The organism is Phyllobacterium sp. RCAM01083 (genome assembly GCF_055685835.1).
The window spans coordinates 966,897-992,851 of the sequence record NZ_JBVFZN010000005.1 but is presented as its reverse complement, the minus strand read 5'-3'; the positions used below and the strand labels follow the sequence as shown (position 1 = coordinate 992,851).

The following is a 25,955-nucleotide window of genomic DNA, read 5'->3' as shown; positions in this document are numbered from 1 at the left end:
TATTTGCTTCGTAACGATTTTTGCGATGGCGACAGCGTCCTGCACGTCGACAGGATCGGCACCGACTGCCGGCTCCGTCCTCAACGTCGCCTCAGCCACCACAAGCACCGCGACAGCCAGCGCCAATGCGAATGCGATTCCGGCGGCCGGATCGGAAAAAGCATCACCCGAAGCACTGGCTCTTGCGGGCGGCGCAGAGACAAACGCCGCCAAAGCAGCCAACCAGGCCGCCGCGTCGGCGGAACAGGGCAAAACGGTTGCCGCCCATCCGCGATCACCGAAGGAGGCGGCCGCCGCTGAGGCCGCAGCCAAAGCGACTATGGAAACCGGGCAGCACGTTACAGCCTTCGCGCCCGCGGTGGTAAAGCCGCCGGTAAAGACATCGCTGTTCGGAAGTGCCGCGCCTGAAACGGTCGAGCAACCGCAAGCAGCCGAATCGCATGCCGCTCCGGAAACCGGCGCAAAGCCGACCAAGGCGGACGCGGAAGCCAAGGCGGCACAGGTTGCATCAGCCGGTGCCGGGCAGACAATCACCGTTCCCGAAGCCAAACCGGCAGCGCATGCACCGGCACCCGGCAAGGACAATGGCCTGCTGGTGCGGCTCTTTGCCAACAATGCAGGAGCTGCCGCGTCGAAACGTCAGGTGGCCGTCATTCAGCCCAAGGCGCAGGCGCAGCTCAAGGCCCTCAGCGGCAACGCGCCGGTACAGGTGGCCAGCGCCGCCGGATTGCCATCGCCGTCGAACTACCGGCCGACCGAACATCTGTCGTCCCTGCCCGGTGTGCGCCCCAATGGCGGCATCCAGATCATGCAGCGCGACAGTCTCTATCAGGACGACGACGAATCAGCCGCCGCGCCGGTGATTCTGGCTTCGGCGGCCGGACTTGCACGGCTGGCCCCCAATGGGCTCAAGGTTCAGCGCGAAAGCGTGGATGTCGCCTGCCTGAAACCGCAACTGGTCGGCATGCTGAAAACGATCGAACGCCGCTTCGGCAAATCGGTGATCGTGACGTCAGGCTATCGCAGCCCGCCTTACAACCGGCTCGTCAACGGCGCCAAGGCCTCGCTTCATATGTCCTGCGCGGCGGCGGATATCCAGGTTCCCGGCGTTTCCAAATGGGATCTGGCGAATTTTGCCCGGACAATGCCGGGTCGCGGCGGCGTTGGCACCTATTGCTATACCGAATCAGTTCACGTCGATATTGGCCCGACTCGCGACTGGAACTGGCGCTGCGGCAGCCGTCGCGGCTGATCCGGATCGATTGCGGCCGTTCGCGGCCGCCCATGCGCACTGCATTTGTGCACAGCCCCGCGAAGAATTTTCACTTTTCCCAAAAAAGAATGAAATATGGGGTTGCAGTCGAAAAACTGTTTCACTATAAGCCGCTTACCTGCAGGCGCCCATCGTCTAGCGGTTAGGACGGCGCCCTTTCACGGCGCAAACAGGGGTTCGATTCCCCTTGGGCGTACCAGGCTTTCTCCCTGTAAAATCAGTATATTGTTGAAGCCGGCTCATACGCCTGCGCTTTATCCTTTCATGCAAAACGGCCAGCCCCCGCAAGAGCCGGCCGCGCTGTCTTTGGTCCTTGCAGCTAGTTGGCAGGGGCCGGCTTTGCCGGTTCCGGTGCCGGAGTGGTTGGAGCTGCGCCGGGTTTTGCGGGCTCCTGGGTGGTCGCAGGCGGCTTGCTGCCGCCCTCAGATGGCTTGTTGTCGCAAGCTGCCAATGTGAACGCAGCGACCGCTAGAACGGGTACGAGAAACTTACAGTTCATCATGTCTCCTCCTATGCGTTTCACCCGCCGTGGGCAGGCACATACAGGATGAGACAGCACAGACGATGAGAACAGACCTGCATGTTCAAGCTTTGTCACCGGCTGTTAAAGAAAGTTATGAGGCTCCATACCTGACCTGACCTATCATCAATCACTGCTGAGATTCCGATCTCTGGCAGTAGGGTTCGGTTTAACCTCCAAACCGACCCGAATTCTCCCACCCCAGAGCAAATTTGCCTGCCTTTCCCAAGGCAGGCCTTTTTTGTCTGCGGCCTGACCTGTCCGCCGCCTTCGGTCTCAGTTCAGTGCCTGCGAATAGGCACAGACGAGCCACAATCTAAGCATGTTTTTCCCATCCTATGTCACCATGCAGGAAAACATATTCATGAGCAGACAAACGAAGATAACAGTGACGTTCTTTCTGGCCGGCCTTGCTGCGACGGCTGCCATGCTCATGGCCAATCTGTCCCTGGCCGATGTGATCAGGACGGTTCAGGGCCTGTCCTGACGTTTCAGGCGCGATTTGCGATTGTCCGGCCTTCCCCGGCCGGGTAGATCTCGCGGATGATTTTCCCTGCCCCTCTCGTCACCGGCCGACTGGTCCAGCGTTACAAGCGCTTTCTTGCCGATATCATCCTCGATGACGGCAGCCCGATCACCAGTTCCGTACCCAATACCGGCTCCATGCTCGGGCTGACCGATCCCGGCATCCGCGTCTGGCTGTCCCTGTCCGATGACGCCAAGCGCAAATATGCCCACACGCTGCAGATCGTCGAAGCGCAGGGCACGCTGGTCGGCATCAATACAGGCCTGCCCAACCGGATCGCCGAGGAAGCCATCGTGGCGGGGCTCCTGCCCGCCCTCGGCGGTTATGGCGCGCTCAAGCGCGAGCAGAAATATGGCGCGAATTCCCGCATCGACATTTTGCTGACCGATCCGGAACGGCCGTCGGCCTATGTCGAAGTGAAGAACGTGCACTTCTCCCGCACGGCAAATCTGGCGGAATTTCCCGATTCTCCGACCGCCCGCGGCGCAAAACATCTGGACGAGCTTGGCAACATGGTTGAGAATGGTCACCGTGGTGTCATGCTTTACGTGATCCAGCGCGACGACTGCGACCGCTTGCGAATCTGCGGCGACCTAGACCCGGTTTACGCAAGGGCGTTCGAGCAGGCAATGCGCCGCGGGGTTGAAGCTTACGCAATAAGATGCCACATCACGCCTTCGGGCATTGCTGCAACAACTGCGATACCCATTATTGATTGACGCCAAGTGGAAAGCACCATGGTCACCTATCTCGATGCGCAGACAGCGCCCCTGAAGAACACCGGACAGATCAGGCTTCACGGCCCCGAAGGTTTCGCCGCCATGCGCAAGGCCTGCCAGCTCACGGCACGTTGCCTGGATGAGCTCGCCAGTCTGGTTGAACCGGGTGTGACCACCAACACCATCGACCGCTTTGTCTTCGAATTCGGCGCCGATCACGGTGCCCTGCCCGCAACCCTCAACTATCGCGGCTACACGAAATCATCCTGCACGTCGATCAATCACGTCGTCTGCCATGGTATCCCTGATGACAAGCCGCTGCGCGAGGGCGATATCGTCAATATCGATGTCACCTACATACTGGACGGCTGGCACGGCGATTCCAGCCGCATGTATCCCGTGGGCGAAATCAAGCGCGCCGCCGAGCGCCTGATGGAAGTGACGCATGAAAGCCTGATGCGCGGCATTGCGGCCGTTCGCCCCGGCGCCCGGACCGGCGCCATCGGCGCCGCCATCCAGAACTATGCCGAAGCGGAGCGCTGCTCCGTCGTTCGCGACTTCTGCGGCCACGGCGTCGGCCAGCTTTTCCACGACGCACCGAACATTCTGCACTACGGCACGCCCAATGAGGGCGTTGAACTGCGCGAAGGCATGATCTTCACCATCGAGCCGATGATCAATCTCGGCCGCCCGCATGTGAAAGTCCTCGCCGATGGCTGGACAGCCGTCACCCGCGACCGTTCGCTGACAGCGCAGTATGAACATACGGTCGGCGTCACCAAGGATGGTTGCGAAGTCTTCACCCTTTCACCCGCAGGCCTGTTCGCTCCGGGTTTGAAACTCGATTAGGAACGCAGGGGCCCATGAGCGAAGACGAGCCACCCAAGACTTTCTTCCTCAAAGAGCCCTCACCAAAATCGCTGCAGAAACAACCTGGTGTTGAGAAAACCGCCGATACAGCCAACGCTGCCAGCCAAGCCGCGGAACCGCATTACACCGGCCACCGCGAGCGCATGAAGGAGCGTTTCCAGAAAGTCGGCCACCAGGGCTTTGCTGACTATGAAATGCTGGAAATGCTGCTGTACCGCCCCATACGGCAAGGCGACACCAAGCCACTGGCCAAGGCACTTCTGGCCCGCTTCGGCAGTCTGGCGGAAGTCCTGGGCGCGCCGGAACATCTCCTGCAGGAGGTAAAGGGCTGCGGCCCGACCGTGGCCTTTGATCTCAAATTCATCGCCGCCCTTGCCCACAGGGCCATGCGCAGCGGCATTGGCGAACGCACGATGTTGGGCTCATGGAGCAAACTGATCGACTACTGCACCGCGGCCATGGCGCACGAGCCGCGCGAGCAGCTGCGTATCCTCTTTCTCGACAAGAAAAACATGCTGATCGCCGACGAGGTGCAGCAGGTCGGCACCGTCGACCACACGCCGGTCTACCCGCGCGAGGTGATTGCCCGGGCCCTGCAATTGTCCGCGAGCGCGCTCATTCTCGTCCACAACCATCCCTCGGGCGACCCGACGCCATCCAAGGCGGATGTCGAGATGACAAAAACCATTGCCGGCATCGGCGGACAGATGGGAATCATCGTTCATGACCACATCATCATCGGCAAGAACGGCCATGCGAGCCTGAAGGGCATGAAACTCTTCTAACCCTGGAGGGCCGAACCGCAATCGCGATCAAATGCACGCCGCCGACGATGTGTATTGGTATGCCGTGCCCCAATGGAGAGTTGCATGAATTCGGTTGAGAAAGCGATCTGGTATGTGGAGGGTCATTTCGCCGAGGAGATCACCCTCGACGATATCGCCGATGTGGCGGGCCTGTCACGGTTTCACATGTCCCGCGCCTTCGGCATCTTTGCCGGCCGCTCGGTCAGCAGCCACATCCGTGGCCGCCGGTTGACCGAGGCAGCAAAATCCCTGTGCGAAGGTGCTCCGGATATTCTCAGCGTCGCGCTCGATGCCGGCTACAGCTCCCATGAGGCATTCACGCGGGCGTTCCGCGATCAGTTCGGCCTGACACCCGAACAGGTCCGTGCACAGCACCATACCCGTAACATCCCATTGGTGGAGCCGATGAAAATGGACGAAAAGTTTATCACCGATATCGAAGAGCCGCGCATCGCAAACGGCAAACCAATGCTGGTGGCCGGCATAGGCGAACGATACACCTGCCAAACCAGCAGCGGCATTCCGGCGCAATGGCAGCGTTTCAACCCCTATTTCGGCCATATCAGCGGCCAGATCGGCGATGTGGCCTACGGCGTCTGCTGCAACAGCGATGACGCCCAGAATTTCGATTACATCGCGGGCACCGAGGTTGCCGATTTCTCCGACATCCCGCAGGAGTTCGCTCGGCTGCGCGTTCCAGCACAGACCTATCTGGTGTTTTCGCATCGCGACCATATTTCGACCATTCGCAGCACGATCATGACCATCTGGGGCAAATGGCTGCCGGAATCCGGCCATGTCCTGGCCGATGCACCCAATTTCGAACGTTATGGTCCGGAATTCGACCCGCGGACCGGCAATGGCGGAATGGAGATATGGATTCCGATCAAGGCCTGAACCGGCATCGAATCCATACTGACGGGGTGCTGTCAGGAGGAAATCCGCTATGATGGAGCCGTCATAGCGGAGACACCACCATGTTGCAGGCATGCCTGAATGGCGGGCGCATGCGGGATTTTCACCCTGCGCTCCCCTTTACAGCCTCGGAAATTGCCAGAGACGCCGCGCTTGCCGTGGCGGCTGGCGCCCGCGAGCTGCATATCCACCCGCGCGGACCGGATGGAATGGAAACGCTGGAGCCGGACCATATCGCCGAGACCCTGCAGGCGGTTCGTTCGGCCGTGCCGGGCATTCCCGTCGGCCTTTCCACCCATTGGCGCATCCCTCCCGGCGGCCTTTCGCGGCAGGAACCCATCCACCGCTGGACGACCTTGCCCGACTACGTTTCGATCAATCTGATCGAAGAGGATGCGGAGGATTTGATTGCGCACATTCTCGGCAGGGGTATCGGCGTCGAAGCGGGGCTCTGGTCCGTCAGCGATGCGGAGCGCTTTGTCGGCCTGAAGGATGCGGCAAAATGCTTGCGCGTGCTGATCGAAATCAACGAGCAGGACATCGATGAGGGATTGCGGGCCGCCGATGGTATTCAGGCGGTTCTGCGCAAGGCAGGCAATACACTGCCTATCCTCATGCACGGCGATGAAGCCAGTGTCTGGCCCATCTACGGCGAAGCCATGGCCAAGGGCTTTGACAGCCGTATCGGCCTTGAAGACGGCAATCTCCTGCCGTCGGGACAAATGGCTCAGGGCAATGCCGATCTGATCCGCGCCGCGCTCGACCTGATGTCTCGCTGAGATCGCTTATATCTCATCAAGAAACTCGCCCAGGAACCGGCGGAGTCGCTCCTGTCGCACCTTGGCGATCTGCGCACCCCTGACCGTGTTGAACCCCGCAGTCAACTTGAAAAGCTTGACCTCAAAATGATCGATGGCAAAACTCTTGTCATCGAGTTTACGATCGATTGCCCTGGGATCCAAGGGATCATAAAGCCCACTCCCCATACGGCCTGCGATGTAGAAACATCGTGCAGCGCCAACCATGCCAATGGCATCCAGACGATCCGCATCCTGCAGGATTTTCGCCTCCAAGGTGCGTGGAGGGATGTTTGCCGAAAAGCTGTGTGCTTCGATGGCGTGCGCTGTGGCAGCAACGCGCGAGGATTGCCAGCCAATATCGGCAAGAAGCTTCGATGCCTTTTCAGCAGCCAACCGCGAGGCCTGCGCGCGATGCGGTGAATTCTTTTCGACGGCAACGCAGTCATGCAGGATTGTCGCTGCGGCCAGTATTTCAAGGTCCCCACCCTCCTCGTCATGAATTGCTGTTGCATTTTTCCACACACGCAAGAGATGAGACAGGTCATGCGACCCATCACTCGTCCCATCGGTTGCTTGAGGCAGAAGGTGTTCGGCAAGCGCCTCGAACGGCGCAAAGGCAGCAATGGACATCGGCGAAATCTCTGCGGAATCAGTTTGACCCGCAGCTTACTCTGCCCCGCGATTACCGCGCACCAGAAATGAAAAAGGCCGCTCGAAAGCGGCCTTTTCCAATGTGAGATGTAAGAAGCTTACGCTTCGTCTTCGGTCTTCTTCTTGGCGGCCTTCTTCGGCGCTGCCTTCTTGGCAGGCTTCTTGGCTTCGCCGGACTTTTCATCCGACTCGTCTTCAGCCATCAGCTCTTCCTTCGTCACCTTCTTGTCGGTGACGTTGATGGAGGTGAGAAGGTGATCGACAACCTTTTCTTCGAAGATCGGAGCGCGCAGATTGTTGATCGCTTCCGGAGTCTTGCGGAAGAATTCATAGATCTGCTGTTCCTGACCCGGATACTGGCGAACCTGATCGTAAACGGCGCGCTGCAGTTCCTCTTCGGTCACTTCGATGCCGGCCTTGTTGCCGATTTCGGAGAGAACGAGGCCAAGACGAACGCGGCGTTCAGCCAGCTTGCGATATTCTTCGCGTGCTTCTTCTTCCGTGGTCTCTTCGTCTTCGAACGTCTTGCCGGCCTGTGCGAGGTCCTGGCCGATCTGTGCCCAGATGTTGTTGAACTCGGCATTGATCAGGCGTTCCGGCGATTCGAACTTGTACTCGCCGTCGAGCGCATCGAGAATCTGGCGCTTGACCTTCTGGCGGGTGAACGAGCCGTACTGGCTTTCGATCTGCTCACGGATAACCTGACGCAGACGGTCGGCGCTCTCGATGCCGAGCTTCTTCGCCGTTTCGTCGTTGATTTCGAGTTCGCCGGGCTTGCCGATTTCCTTGACGGTGATGTCGAAGGTCGCATCCTTGCCGGCGAGGTGCGCTGCACCGTATTCAGCCGGGAACGTCACCTTGATCTGCTTCTCGTCGCCAGCCTTGGTGCCGATCAGCTGATCTTCGAAGCCGGGAATGAACTGGCCGGAACCGAGGATCAGGGTCGCATCGGTATCAGCGCCGCCATCGAACGGCACGCCGTCGATCTTGCCGAGATAGTCCATGGTGACGCGGTCGCCGGATTCGGCCTTGCCCTTCTTGGGCTCGAACGTCTGGGCGGAGCTGGCAACGCGCTTGACCTGCTCTTCAACTTCCGCGTCGGTCACATCGACCACTTCGCGCGTGACGCTGATCTTGGAAGCGTCCTTGAGTTCGATAACCGGCAGGACTTCGTAGTTCAGCGTGAATTCGAAATCGGCTTCGCCGTTCAGAACCTTGTCCGCTTCCTTCTCGTCTTCCGTCATCGCAACTTCCGGCTGGGTCGCCGACTTTTCGTTGCGCTCCGCAAGGATCGTGCGCGAGGAATCGCTGAGAATCTCGTTGACGACTTCAGCCATGAACGACTTGCCGTACATCTTGCGCAGGTGATTGAGCGGCACTTTGCCGGGGCGGAAGCCATTGATGCGCGCCTTGGCGCTGGCACCTTGGAGGCGTTCGGAAAGCTTTGCTTCCAGATCCTTGGCCGGAACGACGACCTTGATCTCGCGCTTCAGCCCTTCATTGAGCGTTTCAGTAACCTGCATGTCCAAACCTTCACTTTTTTTAACATTTGTCCCGCCGTCGCCGGCCTGTGAGCCAAATTGCGGGAGAAAAACTGTCTGCCATCGTGGCTTCTGGTGCAGATGGGGCGAGCCATGCCCTCACCATCCACGTTGATTTTATTGCTTTATTTCTCTTTCAGCTCATTTTTTGTGACACAATTCATATCACAGAACCCGTCACAAAGCCGCGCAAGAAATTGCACCCTTACCGATTGGTGGCTCCATTTACTTGCACTGCGTACAAAAATCAATGGCACAGCCTCAGGGTCGGGCAAACTTCTGCACGGCAAGTCAGGCACTTTCATGATCACAACAACAGGTGAAATATTTGCCTGATGACAACGATGTGCAACTGTGCAAATCTTCCCGGTGTGGGGACCATCGATAGCCAACTGGAAATATGCCTCAACGGAATTTGGAACTGCCCTTGCGCTGGTCCCTATCGAAACTAAATACTAAATCGATACAATCTGAGAAATTGACTTGTTTGTCTGCGGCGCCAGCATTCCAGCTGTTCTGGTCAGCGCATCACCTGACCCGTAGCCGTACGATGAATCACCAGCGCTGACGGCAATGCCCAGGCATTCCCGATACGTCTGGAAGTCTGATCGTCATGGAGGCCTGCCCTTGTCACGGAATTCTCTCTCTACCTTCAAAATCGGCTTTGCAATCGCGCTCATGGCAGCCTCTCCGGCGCTGGCGCAGAATGCGCCCCCGCCTCCAACCGTCACGGCAGCCAAGCCTGTCGTCCGCGACGTGATCGACAGCGATGAGTTCATCGGCCGCTTCGAAGCTGTCGACCAGGTCTCGGTGCGCTCGCGCATCGACGGCTACCTCGATACGGTGCATTTCAAGGACGGCTCGTTGGTCAAGAAGGGCGATCCGCTCTTCACCATCGACCAGCGCCCCTACATATCCGCTCTAGCGCAGGCCCAGTCCGCGCTGGAAGTGGCCAAAACAACGGAAACCTATGCGGAAGCCCAGTTCAAGCGCACCCAGTCACTGACCGGCAGCGGCACGCTGTCCGTGTCGACGCTGGATGACCAGCGCCGCGCCTATCTCGCCGGTCAAGCCAACGTCGTTGGCGCACAGGCCGCTGTTGACGCTGCCCAGCTCAATCTGAACTACACGCAGATCACGGCACCGCAGGATGGCCGCATCGACCGCAGGCTCATTTCCGTCGGCAATCTCGTCAATGCCAACAACACCATCCTGACGACCATCGTTTCGCTTGATCCGATCGATTTCTATTTCGACGTGGATGAGCGCAACCTCCTGTCCTATGCCAAGACCGCCCGTGAAAACGGCAGCAATCTGCAGGAAGGCGGCGGCGGCCTCGAGGTGACCGTGCGGCTGACCGATTCCAACCAGCCACCGTTCAAGGGCAAGCTCGATTTTGCCGAGAACCGGCTTGATGATGCCACCGGAACGATGCGGGTGCGTGCCCGCTTCAACAATCCGGATTTCGTGTTGCAGCCCGGATTGTTCGGCCGGGTCGAAGTGGCCGCCTCCAACACCTATAAGGGTATTCTGGTGCCCGACGAAGCGGTTGGCTCCGATCAGAACGAGCGGGTTGTCTATGTCCTCAATGCGGACAACTCGGTCACGACCAAGCCCGTGCGTCTCGGCCCCAAACTCTACGGTTATCGGGTGATCCGCAGCGGCCTGACCGGTGACGAGACCATCGTGGTCAACGGCCTGATGCGGATTCGCCCGGGCATCAAGGTCAAGGCCGACGTTATCCAGCTTCCGCCGGAGGTGAAGGCTGCGGAGGCAGGCCAATGAGATTTGCGCATTTTTTCATCGACAGGCCGATCTTCGCATCCGTCCTGTCGATTGTGCTGCTGATTGTCGGCGGGATCGCCTACACCCAGCTCCCCGTCGCCCAGTATCCGGAAATCGCGCCGCCTACCATTGTCGTGCGCACCGCCTATCCCGGCGCCGATGCCGAAACCATTGCCAACACGGTCGCCACCCCCATCGAACAGCAGATCAACGGTGTCGAGGACATGCTCTATATGTCTTCCTACTCGACCGCCGATGGTTCGATGGCGCTGACCATCACCTTCAAGCTCGGCACCGATCTCGACAAGGCACAGGTTCTGGTACAGAACCGCGTCGCCATTGCCGTACCGCAATTGCCGCAGGACGTGCAGCGTAACGGCATCACCACGACGAAAAGTTCGCCCGACCTGATGATGGTCGTGCACGTGCTTTCGCCCGACAACCGTTACGACCAGCTCTATGCGTCCAACTACGCCAACACCCGCATCCGCGACGTGCTGTTGCGGCTCGACGGCGTTGGCGAAGTCACCATCTTCGGCGAGCGGCAGTATTCCATGCGCATCTGGCTCGATCCGCAGAAACTCGCCGCCTACTCCATGACATCGGCTGATGTGGTTCAGGCGCTGCGCGACCAGAACGTGCAGGTCAATGGCGGTGCCATTGGCGGGCCGCCCACACCGGGCACAAGCGCCTTCCAGTACACGGTCACCATGCAGGGCCGGTTCAGCGATGCGCGGCAATTCCGTTATGTCATCGTCAAGACAAGCGGCGATGGCCGTCTGGTACAGTTGCAGGACGTCGCCCGCATCGAACTTGGCGCCAAGGATTATGTGACCAACAGTTATCTCGATGGCAGTCCTGCCGTTGCGCTGGGTATCTTCAGCCGTCCGGGCACCAATGCCCTTGCCGCCGCCGCATCCATCCGGTCCACCATGGAGGAACTCTCCAAGGATTTCCCTCCGGGTCTGAAATACGACATCGTCTATGATCCGACGGAGTTCATCGCGGAATCGATCTCCGACGTTTACAAGACGATCTTCGAAGCCGTGATTCTCGTCGCGCTGGTCGTTCTCGTCTTCCTGCAATCCTGGCGGACGGCGATCATCCCGATCGTGGCCATCCCGGTCTCATTGATCGGCACCTTCGCCATCCTCTCGGCCTTCGGCTTTTCGCTGAACATGCTCACCCTGTTCGGCCTGGTCCTCGCCATCGGTATCGTGGTGGACGACGCCATCGTGGTGGTGGAGAACGTCGAGCGAAACCTTGCGGCGGGCATGAGCCCGAAACAAGCCTCGCACACGACCATGGACGAGGTGGGAACCGCCGTTATCGCCATTTCACTGGTGCTGATCGCGGTGTTTGCCCCAACGGCATTCATTCCCGGCATATCGGGCCAGTTCTACATCCAGTTCGCCGTGACCATCTCGGCAGCAACAGCCATTTCGGCCATCAACTCGCTGACGCTCTCTCCTGCGCTGGCGGCAATTGTGTTGCGTCCGCACGACCACGCGGTCTCCAGAAACCCTCTGGCGCGGGCTGGCCGGGCCTTGGCCAATGGCTTCAATACCGGCTTCGACAAGATGGCGAATGGCTATTCCTGGATCGTCCGGCATCTCGTCGGATCGACCATCGGCCTCCTCGCCTCCCTGCTGGTGTTCGCGGGGTTGCTGGTCGCCACCTGGTTCATGGCGGTCACGATCCCGCGCGGCTTTGTGCCGCCGATGGATCAGGGCTATGCCATCGTCGTCATCCAGCTTCCCGACGGTGCTTCGCTCGCCCGTACGGACGCGGTGATCGAAAAGGCATCGAAGATCATCAAGGGCATTCCGGGCGTGCGCAACGCCATTGCCTTTGCCGGGTTCAACGGTGCGACGTTCACCAATGCGTCGAATTCCGGCGTGGTGTTCGTTCCGTTCCAGCCGTTCGCAGAGCGGATCAAGAACGGACAAACGGCCACGTCCATCATCGGCAAGGTCTATGGCAGCCTGCAAAGCATCCAGGAGGCCTTCATCATCGCCGTGCCGCCGCCGCCGATCCGCGGTGTCGGCAATGCCGGCGGCTTCAAGATGCAGCTCCTCGACCGCGACAGCTCCGATATGCGCCGCGTCCTGGGATTGGCCTATCAGATGATGGGTGAAGCCAACCAGACCCCCGGCCTGACCGGCGTCTACACCACGTTCTCCGCCAACAGCCCGCAATATTTCCTGGAGGTGGACCGTGACAAGGCACAGGCATTGAACGTGCCCATTCCCAATATTTTCGAGGCGCTTTCAACCAACCTCGGCACCTCCTATGTCAATGACTTCAATGCCTTCGGCCGCGTCTATCAGGTGCGGGCACAGGCCGACCAGCAATACCGGCTCGATCGAACCGACATCCTTGCCCTGAAAGTACGCTCGGCAACGGGTGCGCTGGTTCCGTTGGGCACGCTGATCAACATCAAGGACACCAACGGCCCCTCGCTGGTGCAGCGATACAACATGTACGTATCGGTGCCGCTGCAGGGTAATGCCGCGCCCGGGGTTTCCACCGGTACGGCGCTCGACAAGATGGAGGCCCTTGCCACCAAGACACTGCCCAGCGGAACGACATTCCAGTGGACGGAACTGGCGCTTCAGGAACGGCAGACCGGAAACACGGCGATCCTGATCTTCGGACTGTCCGTGGTGTTCGTCTTCCTCGCCCTTGCCGCACAGTACGAAAGCTGGGTGCTGCCGCTGGCGATCATCCTGATCGTGCCGCTGGCGGTTCTGGCCGCGCTGATCGGCGTGTTCCTGCGCGGGATGGACAACAACATCCTGACGCAGATCGGCCTTGTCGTCCTGATCGGCCTGGCGGCGAAGAACGCGATCCTGATCGTGGAATTCGCCCGCCAGCATCAGGCGGAAGGTGCAACGCCTGTCGAAGCCGCCATCGAAGCCAGCCGCCTGCGGCTTCGCCCGATCCTGATGACCGCCTTTGCCTTCATCTTCGGTGTCGTGCCGCTGATGATTGCCCAGGGCCCCGGCGCGGAAATGCGCCAGTCACTCGGCACGGCTGTGTTCTCCGGCATGCTTGGCGTGACCTTCTTCGGCCTGTTCCTGACGCCGGTGTTCTACGTCGCGCTCCGTTCATTCGGACGCAGGAAAGCACCGGTTGAAAAGCCGGCGGAAGAAGCCCCGGCCCACTAGGCTTGAAGCGCCCGACACAAGGATCGCGCCGGCTCATCACCGGCGCGATTTTTCATGGATGCCGAATTTGATGGTGTGAGGCATTGCAAAACACTGCGCTTTCAAGAAACTGCGCGGCAGATTCCAAGGGAAAGTGACGCTCATGACCAATCAGGATATTCGCCCGACCATCGATGCTCCCGATGACGATCCGCGCATCTGGCTCGAAGAGATCGACGGCGCACAGCCGCTCGCATGGGTGGAGAAGCAATCCGCCGCAACCATGCAGCGCTTCGGCGGCCGGCAGTTCGAGCATGACCGCGATGTCCTGACCGCCATTTTAAACCGGCCGGACAAGATCCCGATGGTCGGACGGCGCGGCGATTATCTCTACAACCTCTGGCAGGATGAGAAGAACCCGCGCGGCCTGTGGCGCCGGACCACCATGACATCCTACAAGACGCCCGAGCCGGAATGGGAACTTCTGCTCGATATCGATGCCTTGGCCACAGCCGAAAATGACGACTGGATCTGGGCGGGCGCGCAGATTGAACCGGAGAAGCGACAGCGGGCCATTCTCTCCCTGTCGCGCGGCGGCAGCGATGCGGTTGTCAACCGCGAGTTCGACCTGGACACGCTGCAGTTCATCGAAAACGGCTTCAATCTTCCCGAAGCGAAGGGCGGCCTCGGCTGGCTCGACCGCGATACGGTGCTGATATCGAGCGCCCTTGGCGAAGGCATGGCCACGCAATCCGGCTATGCGCGCACCGTCCGCCTGTGGCGACGCGGGACCGATCCGCTGGCTGCGCCGGTGATTTTCGAATGCGCCGCGGATTCCATGGCCGCCGGTGTCGACATTGATCACAGCAGCGGCAGCGAGCGCCTCTGGTTTGTCGAGCAGCATTCCTTCTTTGAAACCGCTGGCTGGCTGGGCGATCGCAGTGGCCCCGGGCAGCGCGTGGACGTGCCCGCAACGGCATGGTGGAATTCCTACGACCAGTGGCTGACGGTCAAGCCGAGGGAAGACTGGACAGTCGCCGGCGTCACCTACCCCGCCGACACGCTCCTCGGCATTTCGCTCCAGGCATTTCTTGCTGGCGAGCGTGATTTTCAGGTTCTGTTCGAACCGGGTCCGCGCCGCGCCCTGCAAGGGTTCTTCTGGAACGACAAGAAGCTGGTCGTCTCCTATCTCGACAATCTTGCGCCACGCTTCGAGATTTTCGAGCCTGCACTTGGCAAATGGGCAAAAAAGCCCATTTCGGTCGTGCCAACCGAGGGCATCGTTCATATCTGGTCGCTGGATGTCGAGGACATCCACGCCAATGGCGAACTGCTCGTCGCCGCGCAGGACCCGATAACCCCGGCGCAGGTCCTGCTTCTCGACATTGCCGAGCCCAACACACTGGCTGCCCCCACGCTGCTCAAACAAAGCCCTGCGGTCTTCGATGCGACCGGGCTTGTCGTCACGCGGCATGAGGCGATCTCCAGCGATGGCGAGTCGATCCCCTATACGCAGATCGGACCCAAGGGTGAAACCGGCGATGCACCGGTGCACATGACCGGTTACGGCGGATTTGGCGTGTCGATGGAGCCCTATTACAGTGCATCCGTTGGCAAGTTGTGGCTCGAGCGCGGCGGCACAAGCGTGGTCGCCAATCTGCGCGGCGGCGGCGAATTCGGCACCGCATGGCACGACGCGGGGCGCCGGGCAGGCAAAAAGCTCTCGCATGATGATTTTGCCGCCATTGCCGCCGATCTGGTGCGGCGCGGCGTCACGCGGCCGGGCCGTATCGCGGCGGAAGGCGGTTCCAATGGCGGCCTGCTGATTTCCAACATGCTGACGCGTTATCCCGAACGCTTCGGCGCCCTGTTCTGCACCATTCCGCTGATCGACATGCGCCGCTACAACAAGCTTCTCGCCGGGGCGAGCTGGGTCGACGAGTATGGCGACCCCAACAAGCCGGAGGACTGGGCTTTTCTGAAGGAAATGTCGGCCTATCACGCGGCTGTGCCCGGCCGGCCCTATCCGCCAATTCTCATTGCCACAACCCGCAGGGATGATCGCGTGCACCCCGGACACGCCCGCAAGATGGCGGCAAAGCTGCAGGAACTCGGCTACACCGCCTCTTTCTATGAACCCGAGGCGGGCGGACATGGCTATGGCAAGGACAACAGGGAGCGCGCCAGCTTCATTGCGCTCGGCTACGCCTTCCTGCGGGATGCAATCGGCTGGACGCCGGCGTAATCCTGTTCAGGCGGCGGCTTTTTCCTTTGACCCCTGAGAAGAGGGTGATATAGAGACCGGCGCTTTAGGGCTGGATACGGCCCTCATCTGCGGATATGGCGAAATTGGTAGACGCACCAGATTTAGGTTCTGGCGGGAGACCGTGGGGGTTCGAGTCCCTCTATCCGCACCACTCTTTCCACACATATTTCAATAGGTTGACGGGCTTTTTCAAAGCTGCGCGATGACGGCTGTTCAGTAGGCCGGTTCCTGGTAAAGCAGGCGTCCATTGTACTTGAGCGAACGAATCTGAGCTTCGCCCGCGCTGGAGACGGCAATCACCGCATCGACCCCGCGCTCACTCTGCACCTTCTCGACCGCACGGCCCCATCCTTCGGGGAGATAATAGCGTTCGATGCCGTACTGCACCGCAAAGACGCCCATGGCGCCCATCATCGTCTGGCCATGCATCTGGACTTCGCCTGCCGCCAGATCCCGGCGTTTCTGCCAGGAGGCCCCGGTGAAACCCCACCGGCCATCCGTGCCCTCTTTCAGCGTGACATAGATGTCGGCAAGGCCTGCCGTGTCCGGCTTCGTGCCGCTCACCTTGTCGGCTTCGACCGAAGAAATCCCGTAGCCAAGCCGCACATATTCGCCGCGCAACAGGTCGCGCGGATCAACCGGTTGCGTGGCCAGCGTAATCATTGTGCCGTGGCGCAAAATCATCGCGTGCTTTTCTATCATGGCATAAAGCGCGCCTGACTGCAGGAGCGCAACGATCAAAGCCGGCAGCAAAAAATACTTTGTTTTCATGATGCTGCACCCTTCACCAGACTCTTCCTGTGAAGACGGCGTTCCATACGGATAACGAACACCGCAAGCAGCAGAACGAGCACGCCGACGGTCAGGAAGAAGCCAGCGGTACCGATCATCGTGCCGATGGTCTCGAACGCGATATAGAGAACCTCCAGCGAAAACAGCCCATAGGCGCTCCACCGTATGGCAAGATTGCGATGCCCGGACAAAGCCAGACCGGCGATCGCCACGGCAAGGATGACAATACCCGTCATGACATCGCGAGTCTGGGCAAAGATGTGGTCGTTGAACTGGAAGATCAGCAGCACCATCTGCACCGCCAGAAATCCGTAGGCGCCGAGACTGATGCTCCATCCGGTCGCGCGGTCCAGCACAGCCGGATGCAGTGCGTCCAGCAGAAACAGGCCGAGCCCGGCAATCAGCGTCATCCACAGCACGACGCCGGCGTCCCGGTCGAAGTGAACGATACAGACAAAGAGCAGCACAAGAACGGCGAGGAAATGCCGGGCCACCTGCGCGCCCGCATACCAGATCAGGCCTGCCGCAATCACTGCAAAGACCGGGATGATCCAGACATAGGACAGGCGCGAGGCCGTTTCCGGTTCCAGGCTGGCCACGAGATAGAAACCGGCAATCACGATGCTGGTGGAGACGAGTGTCGACGAGCGCAACAGCAGCGCGGCGACAACCGTCCCGCCCGCCCAGAGCAGCGCAGCGGACGCCACATCACCCGACAGATGATACATCTGGCCGACCAGTGCGATCCCGGCACCAAAGGCGATGGCGCCCAGGAGATAGAGCGCCTCACTGAAAATCCTGTCGCCCTTGTTCGCCCGCCACGCGCCGCCGAGATAGCCGCACCAGAGCACGGCAAAGATCAAGCCGACGCGAACAAGGCGCGGCATGGCTTCCCAATTGGCGGCAATCAGCGACAGCAGCGCCGCGCCGAGGAGAATGACGCCCAGTATGGCCAGGACATTCCCCAGCCCGAAACCCGGGCCCTGCCCGGCGATATCGGCGCGCAGGCGGTCCGCCGTGGCGTCATCGATCAACCCGTCACGCTGCCACCGTGCAATGTGCTTGCGCAGGGTAAAACCGACTATCATGCATTCTGCTCCCGACTCGAGCTGTAAGATTAGGGCTCCGCCCCTGATAAGGCCAGCCACATTGAAAACGCAATTGCAGCCGGATTCGGGCCGAAGGCCATGAAGATGACGTTTGTGCGACGCAGCAATTAAAATCGATTAATGATGCAATGCAACATACGCATAGCTGATCTGCAAACTTGGCTCTGCACATTCGCCAAGGCATCCACTATCTTCAGGTCAACGATCAAGAGTGATCAACGAAACAACTGAACCGAATGGTGAATGAAATGAACCTTATCCGCTCCTACAGCAACTGGCGCCGTTATCGTGACACGGTTTCCGAGCTGAACCGTCTGTCGACCCGCGAACTGAACGACCTGGGCATCTCCCGCTCGGACATCCCGTTCGTCGCCAAGAAGTCCGCAGTACGCTAATCGCATAACAGAATATCGCCGGGGTTCATCCTCCTCCCAGAGCCCCCGCGATCGAAGGCCGGCACTCCTCCTCCCAGCCGGTCTTTACAAAACGGCACCCACCGCACCTCCTCCCGCGGTGGGTGTTGTTGTTTCGGGGGTATGCGGTTCGAGACATCAGCTCACCGCCTCCCTTTTCAAATCGACTCCCGTTGCGATCCATGCCTGCGACCATTCGGGTCAAAGCCGGGCTGGAAACATGCACCCTGGAGTTCTACAGTCCGAGTCCCCCTTCACATCCTCCCCGGGAGACTTACCATGCAAAAACGCCCTCTTGGCCGCACAGGCCTGTCGATTGCTCCGCTGGTTTTCGGCGGCAACGTCTTCGGCTGGACCGCAGACAAGAAAACCTCCTTTGACCTGCTTGACCGCTTTGCCGATGCGGGCCTCAACACGGTCGATACGGCCAATGTCTATTCAAGCTGGGTTCCGGGAAACAGCGGCGGCGAATCGGAAACCATCATCGGCGAGTGGATGAAATCCCGCGGCACGCGCGACAGGATGATCATCATCACCAAGGTCGGCGGCGACATGGGCAAGGGCAAGAACCTTCAGGCCGCCAATATCGCCGAGGCCGTCGAAGCATCGCTGAAGCGCCTGCAGGTGGACGCCATCGACCTCTACCTCTCGCATTGGCCGGATCCGGACACACCCCACGCGGAATCGCTGGCCGCCTATGACAAGCTGCTGAAAGCCGGCAAGGTCAAAGCCATCGGCGCGTCCAATTACGATGCAAACCAGCTGCGCGCGGCGCTTGACACCGCCAAGGCGGATGGCCTGCCGCGCTATGACGTGCTCCAGCCGGAATACAATCTCTATGACCGCGCCGGCTATGACGGCGCGCTGCGCGACCTGTGCATGGCCGAGGACATCGGCGTCATCACCTATTTCAGCCTTGCGCGCGGGTTTCTCTCGGGCAAATACCGCAGCGAAGCTGATCTTGGGCAGAGCCAGCGCGGCGGCGGTGTCAAAGCCTATCTCAATGCGCGCGGCTACCGCATTCTGGAAGCGCTGGACGCGGTTGCGGCCAAGCATGGCGCCAAGCAGGCCGAGGTTGCCCTGGCCTGGATTATCGCACGCCAGGGCGTCACCGCCCCCATCGCCAGCGCCACATCGCTGCAGCAACTGGAAAGCCTGATCAAGGCGGCATCCCTGACGCTCGACACGGCGGACATCGCCGAACTCGACAAAGCCAGCGCCTGACACACCGGCAAGCCGCTGCGGATCATCCGCAGCGGCGTTTGCACCATTGAAGCCGGACGCCAAACGGTTTATTGGGGTGCTATGTCAAACACACCCGTACATATCATTGGCGGCGGTCTCGCCGGTTCCGAAGCTGCATGGCAACTCGCCGAGGCAGGCATTCCCGTCATCCTGCACGAGATGCGTCCGGTTCGCGGCACGGACGCGCACAAGACGCAGGATCTCGCCGAGCTCGTCTGCTCCAATTCCTTCCGCTCCGACGATGCGCAAACCAATGCCGTCGGCGTGCTGCATGCGGAGATGCGCCTCGCCAATTCGCTGATCATGGCATCGGCCGATTCCCATCAGGTTCCCGCAGGCGGCGCGCTCGCCGTCGACCGCGACGGTTTTGCGCAGGCTGTGACGGTCAGGCTGGAAGCCCACCCGCTGATCACCATCGAGCGCGAAGAGATCACCGGCCTGCCCCCGGCAGAATGGGACAAGGTCATCATCGCCACCGGGCCGTTGACGGCACCGTCGCTGGCCGAAGCCATCGGCAGGCAGACCGGCGCCGATGCGCTCGCCTTCTTCGATGCCATTGCACCCATCGTGCATTTCGACAGCATCGACATGAACACCTGCTGGTTCCAGTCGCGCTACGACAAGGTTGGCCCCGGCGGCACCGGCAAGGATTATATCAACTGCCCCATGACCAAGGAGCAGTATGAGGCTTTCGTGCAGGCGCTGATTGCCGGCGACAAGACGGAATTCAAGCAGTGGGAAGGCACGCCCTATTTCGACGGCTGCCTGCCCATCGAAGTCATGGCCGAACGCGGTGTGGAAACCCTGCGCCACGGCCCGATGAAGCCGATGGGTCTGACCAATGAGCACAACCCGACGGTCAAAGCCTATGCCGTCGTGCAGCTGCGGCAGGACAATGCGCTCGGCACGCTCTACAACATGGTCGGCTTCCAGACGAAGCTGAAATACGGGGCGCAGACCGAGATTTTCCGGATGATCCCCGGCCTTGAGAACGCGGAATTCGCACGGCTGGGCGGCCTGCACCGCAACACCTACCTGAATTCGCCCATCCTGCTCGACCCGACGCTGCAGCTGAAATCCCGCCCGGGCCTGCGCTTTGCCGGGCAGATCACCGGTTGTGAAGGCTATGTGGAATCGGCAGCCATCGGCCTGCTTGCGGGACGTTTCGCCGCCGCCGAGCGTCTCGGACATGTTTTGACACCGCCGCCGCTCACCACGGCCTTTGGCGCGCTGCTCGGACACATCACCGGCGGTCACATCGTCAGTGATGAAGAACCCGGCAAGCGCTCCTTCCAGCCGATGAATGTCAATTTCGGCCTGTTCCCGCCGATTGAGGCGCCGAAGTCGGAAGGCAAACGGCTGCGCGGCAAGGAAAAGACCAACGCCAAGAAACGCGCCATGAGCGCGCGTGCGCTTGCGGATTGCCGGGCATGGCTGGGCCTGCCCGCGGTGGCCGAGGCTGCGGAGTAACGAGCACAGCTTGTTGCATTCCATTGTGTGCGTGGTTCGACAAGCTCACCATGAGGGAATCCGGTGCGTTGCAGAATGCAACATCCCTCATGGTGAGCTTGTCGAACCACGCACAAGGCTAATGCCATCCAAGGCTAGCGCATCGATGCCCGCAGCATCACCCACTGGCGCTTCAACGGTGAAATTACCGCTGTTTCATCGGCTGCTGCGGCGCCACTGGCCCTGATCCCCTTCAGATAGGTTCTGGTCAGGCTTACCGGCAGATAGGCCGGACGCAAAGCGGCGGGGAGCGATTTTGCGCCGGCTTCATATTTCCCGAGATGATCTTCCGCCAGGGCCGTCATCGCATCGATGGCGCGCTTGACCGCGTCCTTGTCGGCGCCCTCAAGCACCGTTTCGGCACTGCAGCCGACCGCTGCCAGAATATCTGCCGGGATATAAACCTGTCCGCGCCGGCGGTGCAGCGGCAGGAGACGCAGAAGGCCGGTAATTGCCTGGGCAACCCCCGCATGGCCCGCCATATCCGCATGGGCCGGCGCCTTTTCCGCATCAAGCGCAAGAGAGGCAAGCTGGATCAAGGCCGAGGCCGTCTCGCCACAATAGCCCTCAAGATCGTTGCGGCTGGGCATGGGATCGTCATAGAGATCGAAAATGCGGGCTTCGCAGTAATTGTCGAAGGCGGCGCGCGGCAGATTATGCGCCTTGATCGCCTCCAGCAGGGCCGCCGCCACCGGATTGCCGACGGCCTCGCCATGCTCGGTACCGTTGATCAGGTCACGCCACCACTGCAGACGCACCTCGCCCGGCAGCGGATCGTGGATCAGATCACGGATGCGGGCGATCTCGACATTGAAGGCGTAAAGGGCGGCCAAGGCACCTCGTTTGTCCTCCGGCGCATAAAGCACCGAGAGGTAGCGGTCGGGATCGGCATCGCGCAGCAATTTTAGGCAGTGGGTCTGGTTCGCGTTCATGGGGCTGAGATACAGAGAACCGCCGGTTTAATCCACTGCAATCAGTGCCGCAGCGACGGCGCGGTCTTCCGCCAGCAGAACATTGTAGGTGCGCACGGCCGCGCCGGTGCTCATGGGATCGGAGGAAATGCGATGCTCGCGCAGCACGTCACGCAGGGCCTGCGGCAGACGGCGCAATTCGGTGCCCGTTCCCACCAGCAGAATCTCGATATCGGCCGCCTGTTCGAGCACAAGCGCCAGATCCTCCGCCGTCAGCGCGGTCTCGATCTTCGGCGCCCAGCCATGGATACCCGATGGCAGGCACAGGATCGATCCGCGATGCGACATGTCGGCAAACCGGAACCCGCCATTGCCATAGGCGTCGATGGGTGCACGGCCCGGAAAATGCGCGTCGCGGATTTCTATCCCCTTGGCCACGGCGCTATGCTCCGCTCTGCCTGGCGGGATGAGCATCGTCAATCACATCGCGTCCCTTGAGCCCGAACAGCATCAGCAAGGGTCCGGCAACGAAGATCGACGAATAGGTCGCAACGACAATGCCGACTGCGATGGTCAGCGCAAAGGAGCGGACATCATCGCCGCCATAGGCATAGAGCACGACCAGCGCGAGGAAGGTGGCCAGCGACGTCAGGATGGTGCGCGACAATGTCTGGTTGATCGAGGCATCGAGAACCGCCGACAGCGAAACGCTGTTGCCATGCCGCCGCAGGTTTTCCCGGACGCGGTCGTAAATCACCACCGTATCGTTGAGCGAATAACCGACAATGGCCAGAAGCGCCGCAATGCTCCACAGATTGAACTCCATCTGGAAGACAATGAACATGCCGAGCAGCAGCACCACGTCATGGATGGTCGCGATGATCGCGCCAAGGGCAAAGTGCCATTCGAAGCGGAACCAGACATAGGCGAAGATCGCCACCAGGGAGAGCGCGACCGCCAGTCCGCCGGCCTTGGCAAGCTCGCCCGATACGGTCGGACCAATGACATCCACCCGGCGGAATTCATAATCCTGATCAAGCTCGCCGCGGATTTTGACACCGACGGTCTGCTCGGCGTTTTCGCCCTCGCGCTGGCTGCCGACCGTAATCAGCGCCCGGCTGTCCGATTTGAACGGCTCGATCTTCACATCGCCGATGTTCAGGTCATCCAGCCGGCTATAGACATCGTCCAGATCGATCGGCCCTTCATTGGAGGCGATCTCGACCATCGTGCCGCCCTTGAAATCGATGCCGAAATTCATGCCGACGACAAGGAACAGCGCGATGACGGCAATGCTCGACAGCGCGGAGAAACCCAGCGTCAGCCCCCGCAGCCGCATGAACGGAATCCTGGCGTTGTTGGGAATGAGCTTCAGCGGTGCACGCGGCACTTCCTTGGGCTTCGACCACTGCACCCAGGCGGACACCATCCAGCGCGTCAGCGTGAATGTGGTGAACAGCGTGGTGACGATACCGATGGTGACGGTCACGGCAAAGCCATGCACGGGCCCGGTACCCAGGATGAACAGGACGAGCGCGGCGATCAGCGTTGTCACATTGGCATCGACGATCGTGGCCTGCGCCCGGGCAAATCCGGAATCGATGGCCTGGATGACCGAAAAGCCGGCACGCCGGTCTTCGCGAATGCGCTCGTAGATCAGAACGTTGGAGTCCACCGCCATGCCGATGGTCAGGACGATACCGGCAACGCCGGCAAGGCTCAGCGGCACGCCGAATATAGTCAGAACCGCCAGGATCAGGACGATGTTGACAACAAGCGCGATGCTCGCAATCACGCCCAGCAGGCCATAGGTCAGCAGCATGAACAGGATGACGAGACCGGCGCCGATGAGCGCAGCGATCTTGCCCGCGGCCACGGCAGCGGCGCCAAGGTCGGTACCGACAGAACGCTCTTCAATCACGGTGACAGGTGCAGGCAGTGCGCCGGCACGCATGACGATGGCAAGGTTGCTGGCGCCGGACAGGTCGAAATTGCCGGTGATCTGGCCCGTATCGCCGGGAATGGCTTCGCTGATCACCGGTGCCGACAGCACCTGATCGTCAAGCACGATGGCAAAGGACTTTCCGATGTTTTCCTTGGTCGCCTGGGAGAACCGTTCCGCGCCCGCGCCGTCCAGCTTGAAGGTGATGACGGGCTGCTGGGTGGCCGTATCGACACCCGCCTGCGCCCCGACAAAATTCTGGTTGGTGACGATGGCCTCCTTCTTGACGAGGTAGGCCACGGGCGGATCGTCAAAGGAATAGACAACATCAGCGCCTTCCGGCGGCGTGCCGTCAATCGCCTGCTGTACCGGCACGGACGTATCGATCATGCGGAAGCTCAGCTGGCCGGTCAGGCTCAGAATATCCTTGAGCAGCTGCGAGTCATACAGACCCGAAACCTCGACCAGTACACGCCCGCTTCTCTGGCTCTCCACATTCGGATTGGTGTAGCCGAGCTCGCTGAGACGGCGGTTCATCACCTCGATGGCCGCGCCGGTCTGCGCCAGCTTGTCCTTGTCGACCTGCAGCCGGATGCGCGAGCCGCCTTCCAGATCCAGTCCGAGGGCGAGCTGCTTCTTCGGCAGCCAGTTGGGCAGGTTCGCCAACTGGATGGGGGTAAAGAGATTTGGCAGAGCCAGGATCACGCCGACCAGAACAACGGCCCAGATGAGAAGTGTCTTCCAGCGGCTAAAATAGAGCATGCAATCCCGACCTCAAGAATCAACAGGGCGGCCTGATGCCGCCCTGTCACTATGACTTATTTCTTGTTATCGGCAACCGGTTCACCTTTGATGCGCACGTCGGACACCAATGCGCGGATGACGCGGGCCTTGACGCCCTCGCCGATTTCGACCTCGAGTTCACCGCTGTCTTCGAACACCTTCGTCACCTTGGCAACGAAACCGCCGGTGATGATCGTGTCACCGCGACGGATGTTCTTGAGTTGCTCTTCGCGCTTCTTCATCTGCGTGCGCTGCGGGCGGATGATCAGGAAGTACATGATCACGAAAATCAGGATGAATGGCAGGATGCTCATCAGCATTTCCGGCGCACCACCGATACCTGTTGTCTGTGCATATGCGGGAGTTACGAACATAGAGACAATCTCCAGAGTAATACGTGTTTGAAAGTTTATAGAGCCTGCGCAATACAATGTTTGGAATGGGAAAAGCAACCGTGCAAAATCCCGTACCGCGCTTTTCGATTTCCCATCAACATGATAGTGGCTTGAACGCAGAAAAAACAAAGGCTTGATAAGAATGTCCGAGGAATTGCTGACAGATAAACTTGACCGTCTGATTGCAGTGCTGGAGCGCATGGCACCGCCAAAACCGCAACCCGTTGATCTCGACGCGGCGGATTGCTTTGTCTGGAACCCGGACAAGCTTGCCTTCGACCCCGTCAGAAAGGTCAACCGGGTCGATATTTCGCTCATTCGCGGGGTTGATCGCGTCCGCGATATTCTCTTCGACAACACCAAGCGCTTTGCCGATGGATTGCAGGCCAACAACGTGCTTCTGTGGGGCGCGCGCGGCATGGGCAAGTCATCCCTGGTGAAGGCCGTCCATGCCTCCGTCAACATTGCCGCGCCCGACGATACCGGTACGCTCAAGCTGGTCGAGATCCATCGCGAGGACATCGACAGCCTCCCCTCCCTGATGGCGGCCATCAAGGACACGAAATATCGTTTCATCCTGTTCTGCGACGATCTTTCCTTCGACCATGACGATACGTCCTACAAGTCCTTGAAGGCAGCGCTGGAAGGCGGCGTCGAAGGCCGCCCCGACAACGTCATCTTCTACGCCACCTCGAACCGCCGGCATCTCTTGCCGCGCGACATGATCGAGAATGAGCGCTCGACGGCCATCAATCCATCCGAAGCCGTTGAGGAAAAAGTGTCCCTGTCGGATCGTTTCGGCCTGTGGCTGGGTTTCCACAAATGCAGCCAGGACGATTATCTCTCGATGATCGACGGCTATGCCGCGCATTTCGATCTGCCGATGCAGAAGGAACAGCTGCATGCGGAAGCGCTGGAATGGTCGACCACCCGCGGTTCGCGCTCCGGCCGCGTCGCGTGGCAGTTCACGCAGGACCTGGCCGGACGGCTCGGCAAGAAGCTCTGACAAACGAAAAGGCCCGCGCATCGCTGCGC

At 60.2% G+C, this 25,955-nt stretch carries 22 protein-coding genes and 2 tRNA genes; 16 read left to right on the top strand and 8 right to left on the bottom strand.

Annotated features, from left to right (window positions below; translation table 11 throughout):
• Positions 1 to 25 precede the first annotated feature (25 nt).
• From ACZ25R_RS11480 to ACZ25R_RS11445, 8 genes are all read left to right on the top strand, one after another.
• On the top strand, positions 26 to 1,252 hold the full coding sequence (locus tag ACZ25R_RS11480) for a YcbK family protein (RefSeq protein ID WP_472461056.1): 1,227 nt from the start codon (positions 26 to 28) through the stop codon (positions 1,250 to 1,252).
• Between the two features lie 145 nt (positions 1,253 to 1,397).
• Positions 1,398 to 1,472: transfer RNA gene (locus ACZ25R_RS11475), tRNA-Glu, on the top strand.
• 685 nt (positions 1,473 to 2,157) lie between these two features.
• The gene (locus tag ACZ25R_RS11470) at positions 2,158 to 2,280 is read left to right on the top strand and encodes a hypothetical protein (RefSeq protein ID WP_264319114.1); all 123 of its coding nucleotides are present in this window, start codon (positions 2,158 to 2,160) and stop codon (positions 2,278 to 2,280) included.
• A 56-nt stretch (positions 2,281 to 2,336) separates the two neighbouring features.
• On the top strand, positions 2,337 to 3,038 hold the full coding sequence (gene sfsA, locus ACZ25R_RS11465; protein ID WP_472461055.1) for a DNA/RNA nuclease SfsA: 702 nt from the start codon (positions 2,337 to 2,339) through the stop codon (positions 3,036 to 3,038).
• Between the two features lie 18 nt (positions 3,039 to 3,056).
• Complete coding sequence (map, locus tag ACZ25R_RS11460) at positions 3,057 to 3,887, top strand: type I methionyl aminopeptidase (protein WP_403175210.1); 831 nt, start codon at positions 3,057 to 3,059, stop codon at positions 3,885 to 3,887.
• Positions 3,888 to 3,901: 14 nt separating this feature from the next.
• The gene (radC, locus tag ACZ25R_RS11455; RefSeq protein ID WP_463012365.1) at positions 3,902 to 4,693 is read left to right on the top strand and encodes a RadC family protein; all 792 of its coding nucleotides are present in this window, start codon (positions 3,902 to 3,904) and stop codon (positions 4,691 to 4,693) included.
• 84 nt (positions 4,694 to 4,777) lie between these two features.
• Positions 4,778 to 5,611, top strand: a complete 834-nt coding sequence (locus tag ACZ25R_RS11450; protein WP_472461054.1) for an AraC family transcriptional regulator — start codon at positions 4,778 to 4,780, stop codon at positions 5,609 to 5,611.
• Between the two features lie 80 nt (positions 5,612 to 5,691).
• Entirely contained in the window at positions 5,692 to 6,408 is a 717-nt protein-coding gene (locus ACZ25R_RS11445; RefSeq protein ID WP_472461053.1) for a 3-keto-5-aminohexanoate cleavage protein, read from the top strand.
• 6 nt (positions 6,409 to 6,414) lie between these two features.
• Here the strand turns inward: ACZ25R_RS11445 and ACZ25R_RS11440 are convergent, their stop codons facing one another.
• Complete coding sequence (locus tag ACZ25R_RS11440; RefSeq protein ID WP_472461052.1) at positions 6,415 to 7,059, bottom strand: HD domain-containing protein; 645 nt, start codon at positions 7,057 to 7,059, stop codon at positions 6,415 to 6,417.
• A 119-nt stretch (positions 7,060 to 7,178) separates the two neighbouring features.
• The gene (tig, locus tag ACZ25R_RS11435) at positions 7,179 to 8,603 is read right to left on the bottom strand and encodes a trigger factor (protein ID WP_223613177.1); all 1,425 of its coding nucleotides are present in this window, start codon (positions 8,601 to 8,603) and stop codon (positions 7,179 to 7,181) included.
• 696 nt (positions 8,604 to 9,299) lie between these two features.
• On the opposite strand from tig, the gene ACZ25R_RS11430 reads away from it, so the two are divergent.
• From ACZ25R_RS11430 to ACZ25R_RS11415, 4 genes are all read left to right on the top strand, one after another.
• The gene (locus ACZ25R_RS11430; protein ID WP_403177650.1) at positions 9,300 to 10,406 is read left to right on the top strand and encodes an efflux RND transporter periplasmic adaptor subunit; all 1,107 of its coding nucleotides are present in this window, start codon (positions 9,300 to 9,302) and stop codon (positions 10,404 to 10,406) included.
• A complete protein-coding gene (locus ACZ25R_RS11425) occupies positions 10,403 to 13,576 on the top strand; it encodes an efflux RND transporter permease subunit (RefSeq protein WP_472461051.1) in 3,174 nt (1,057 codons plus the stop codon). The genes ACZ25R_RS11430 and ACZ25R_RS11425 overlap by 4 nt, the downstream gene beginning before the upstream one ends.
• A gap of 142 nt (positions 13,577 to 13,718) precedes the next feature.
• Entirely contained in the window at positions 13,719 to 15,800 is a 2,082-nt protein-coding gene (locus ACZ25R_RS11420) for a prolyl oligopeptidase family serine peptidase (protein ID WP_472461050.1), read from the top strand.
• Between the two features lie 89 nt (positions 15,801 to 15,889).
• Positions 15,890 to 15,972: transfer RNA gene (locus tag ACZ25R_RS11415), tRNA-Leu, on the top strand.
• Between the two features lie 62 nt (positions 15,973 to 16,034).
• Here ACZ25R_RS11415 and ACZ25R_RS11410 read toward each other — a convergent pair.
• Positions 16,035 to 16,592 (bottom strand): GDYXXLXY domain-containing protein, encoded by a 558-nt coding sequence (locus tag ACZ25R_RS11410; protein WP_472461049.1) that lies wholly within the window; start codon positions 16,590 to 16,592, stop codon positions 16,035 to 16,037.
• Positions 16,589 to 17,701 (bottom strand): DUF2157 domain-containing protein, encoded by a 1,113-nt coding sequence (locus ACZ25R_RS11405; protein ID WP_472461048.1) that lies wholly within the window; start codon positions 17,699 to 17,701, stop codon positions 16,589 to 16,591. Before ACZ25R_RS11405 ends, ACZ25R_RS11410 begins: the two co-directional genes overlap by 4 nt.
• A gap of 269 nt (positions 17,702 to 17,970) precedes the next feature.
• On the opposite strand from ACZ25R_RS11405, the gene ACZ25R_RS11400 reads away from it, so the two are divergent.
• The 3 genes from ACZ25R_RS11400 to trmFO all read left to right on the top strand — a co-directional run bounded on the left by ACZ25R_RS11400 (position 17,971) and on the right by trmFO (position 20,850).
• Positions 17,971 to 18,117, top strand: a complete 147-nt coding sequence (locus ACZ25R_RS11400) for a DUF1127 domain-containing protein (RefSeq protein WP_091878374.1) — start codon at positions 17,971 to 17,973, stop codon at positions 18,115 to 18,117.
• Between the two features lie 297 nt (positions 18,118 to 18,414).
• Positions 18,415 to 19,359 carry an aldo/keto reductase gene (locus ACZ25R_RS11395; RefSeq protein WP_472461047.1) on the top strand — a complete coding sequence of 315 codons (945 nt, stop codon included), beginning with the start codon at positions 18,415 to 18,417 and terminating at the stop codon, positions 19,357 to 19,359.
• Between the two features lie 81 nt (positions 19,360 to 19,440).
• Entirely contained in the window at positions 19,441 to 20,850 is a 1,410-nt protein-coding gene (trmFO, locus tag ACZ25R_RS11390) for a methylenetetrahydrofolate--tRNA-(uracil(54)-C(5))-methyltransferase (FADH(2)-oxidizing) TrmFO (protein ID WP_472461046.1), read from the top strand.
• Positions 20,851 to 20,984: 134 nt separating this feature from the next.
• Here trmFO and ACZ25R_RS11385 read toward each other — a convergent pair whose 3' ends face one another.
• The 4 genes from ACZ25R_RS11385 to yajC are packed head-to-tail and all read right to left on the bottom strand — an operon-like array spanning position 20,985 to position 24,899.
• Complete coding sequence (locus tag ACZ25R_RS11385; RefSeq protein ID WP_472461045.1) at positions 20,985 to 21,821, bottom strand: phytoene/squalene synthase family protein; 837 nt, start codon at positions 21,819 to 21,821, stop codon at positions 20,985 to 20,987.
• A gap of 27 nt (positions 21,822 to 21,848) precedes the next feature.
• Positions 21,849 to 22,238, bottom strand: a complete 390-nt coding sequence (locus ACZ25R_RS11380; protein WP_223613492.1) for an Mth938-like domain-containing protein — start codon at positions 22,236 to 22,238, stop codon at positions 21,849 to 21,851.
• Positions 22,239 to 22,242: 4 nt separating this feature from the next.
• Complete coding sequence (gene secD, locus ACZ25R_RS11375) at positions 22,243 to 24,504, bottom strand: protein translocase subunit SecD (protein ID WP_472461044.1); 2,262 nt, start codon at positions 24,502 to 24,504, stop codon at positions 22,243 to 22,245.
• 56 nt (positions 24,505 to 24,560) lie between these two features.
• The gene (gene yajC, locus ACZ25R_RS11370; protein WP_346307354.1) at positions 24,561 to 24,899 is read right to left on the bottom strand and encodes a preprotein translocase subunit YajC; all 339 of its coding nucleotides are present in this window, start codon (positions 24,897 to 24,899) and stop codon (positions 24,561 to 24,563) included.
• Positions 24,900 to 25,062: 163 nt separating this feature from the next.
• Here yajC and ACZ25R_RS11365 point away from each other — a divergent pair, with 163 nt between their 5' ends.
• Positions 25,063 to 25,926 (top strand): ATP-binding protein, encoded by an 864-nt coding sequence (locus tag ACZ25R_RS11365; RefSeq protein ID WP_223613167.1) that lies wholly within the window; start codon positions 25,063 to 25,065, stop codon positions 25,924 to 25,926.
• Positions 25,927 to 25,955 lie beyond the last annotated feature (29 nt).

Coding starts and splice junctions, on each gene's coding strand:
- ACZ25R_RS11410 (WP_472461049.1), bottom strand. CDS start 16,592: ATGAAAACAAAGTATTTTTTGCTGCCGGCTTTGATCGTTGCGCTCCTG.
- secD (WP_472461044.1), bottom strand. CDS start 24,504: ATGCTCTATTTTAGCCGCTGGAAGACACTTCTCATCTGGGCCGTTGTT.
- ACZ25R_RS11470 (WP_264319114.1), top strand. CDS start 2,158: ATGAGCAGACAAACGAAGATAACAGTGACGTTCTTTCTGGCCGGCCTT.
- ACZ25R_RS11445 (WP_472461053.1), top strand. CDS start 5,692: ATGTTGCAGGCATGCCTGAATGGCGGGCGCATGCGGGATTTTCACCCT.
- tig (WP_223613177.1), bottom strand. CDS start 8,603: ATGCAGGTTACTGAAACGCTCAATGAAGGGCTGAAGCGCGAGATCAAG.
- radC (WP_463012365.1), top strand. CDS start 3,902: ATGAGCGAAGACGAGCCACCCAAGACTTTCTTCCTCAAAGAGCCCTCA.
- ACZ25R_RS11450 (WP_472461054.1), top strand. CDS start 4,778: ATGAATTCGGTTGAGAAAGCGATCTGGTATGTGGAGGGTCATTTCGCC.
- ACZ25R_RS11420 (WP_472461050.1), top strand. CDS start 13,719: ATGACCAATCAGGATATTCGCCCGACCATCGATGCTCCCGATGACGAT.
- trmFO (WP_472461046.1), top strand. CDS start 19,441: ATGTCAAACACACCCGTACATATCATTGGCGGCGGTCTCGCCGGTTCC.
- yajC (WP_346307354.1), bottom strand. CDS start 24,899: ATGTTCGTAACTCCCGCATATGCACAGACAACAGGTATCGGTGGTGCG.
- ACZ25R_RS11385 (WP_472461045.1), bottom strand. CDS start 21,821: ATGAACGCGAACCAGACCCACTGCCTAAAATTGCTGCGCGATGCCGAT.
- sfsA (WP_472461055.1), top strand. CDS start 2,337: ATGATTTTCCCTGCCCCTCTCGTCACCGGCCGACTGGTCCAGCGTTAC.
- ACZ25R_RS11405 (WP_472461048.1), bottom strand. CDS start 17,701: ATGATAGTCGGTTTTACCCTGCGCAAGCACATTGCACGGTGGCAGCGT.
- ACZ25R_RS11395 (WP_472461047.1), top strand. CDS start 18,415: ATGCAAAAACGCCCTCTTGGCCGCACAGGCCTGTCGATTGCTCCGCTG.
- ACZ25R_RS11365 (WP_223613167.1), top strand. CDS start 25,063: ATGTCCGAGGAATTGCTGACAGATAAACTTGACCGTCTGATTGCAGTG.
- ACZ25R_RS11430 (WP_403177650.1), top strand. CDS start 9,300: ATGGCAGCCTCTCCGGCGCTGGCGCAGAATGCGCCCCCGCCTCCAACC.
- ACZ25R_RS11440 (WP_472461052.1), bottom strand. CDS start 7,059: ATGTCCATTGCTGCCTTTGCGCCGTTCGAGGCGCTTGCCGAACACCTT.
- ACZ25R_RS11400 (WP_091878374.1), top strand. CDS start 17,971: ATGAACCTTATCCGCTCCTACAGCAACTGGCGCCGTTATCGTGACACG.
- ACZ25R_RS11480 (WP_472461056.1), top strand. CDS start 26: ATGGCGACAGCGTCCTGCACGTCGACAGGATCGGCACCGACTGCCGGC.
- ACZ25R_RS11425 (WP_472461051.1), top strand. CDS start 10,403: ATGAGATTTGCGCATTTTTTCATCGACAGGCCGATCTTCGCATCCGTC.
- map (WP_403175210.1), top strand. CDS start 3,057: ATGGTCACCTATCTCGATGCGCAGACAGCGCCCCTGAAGAACACCGGA.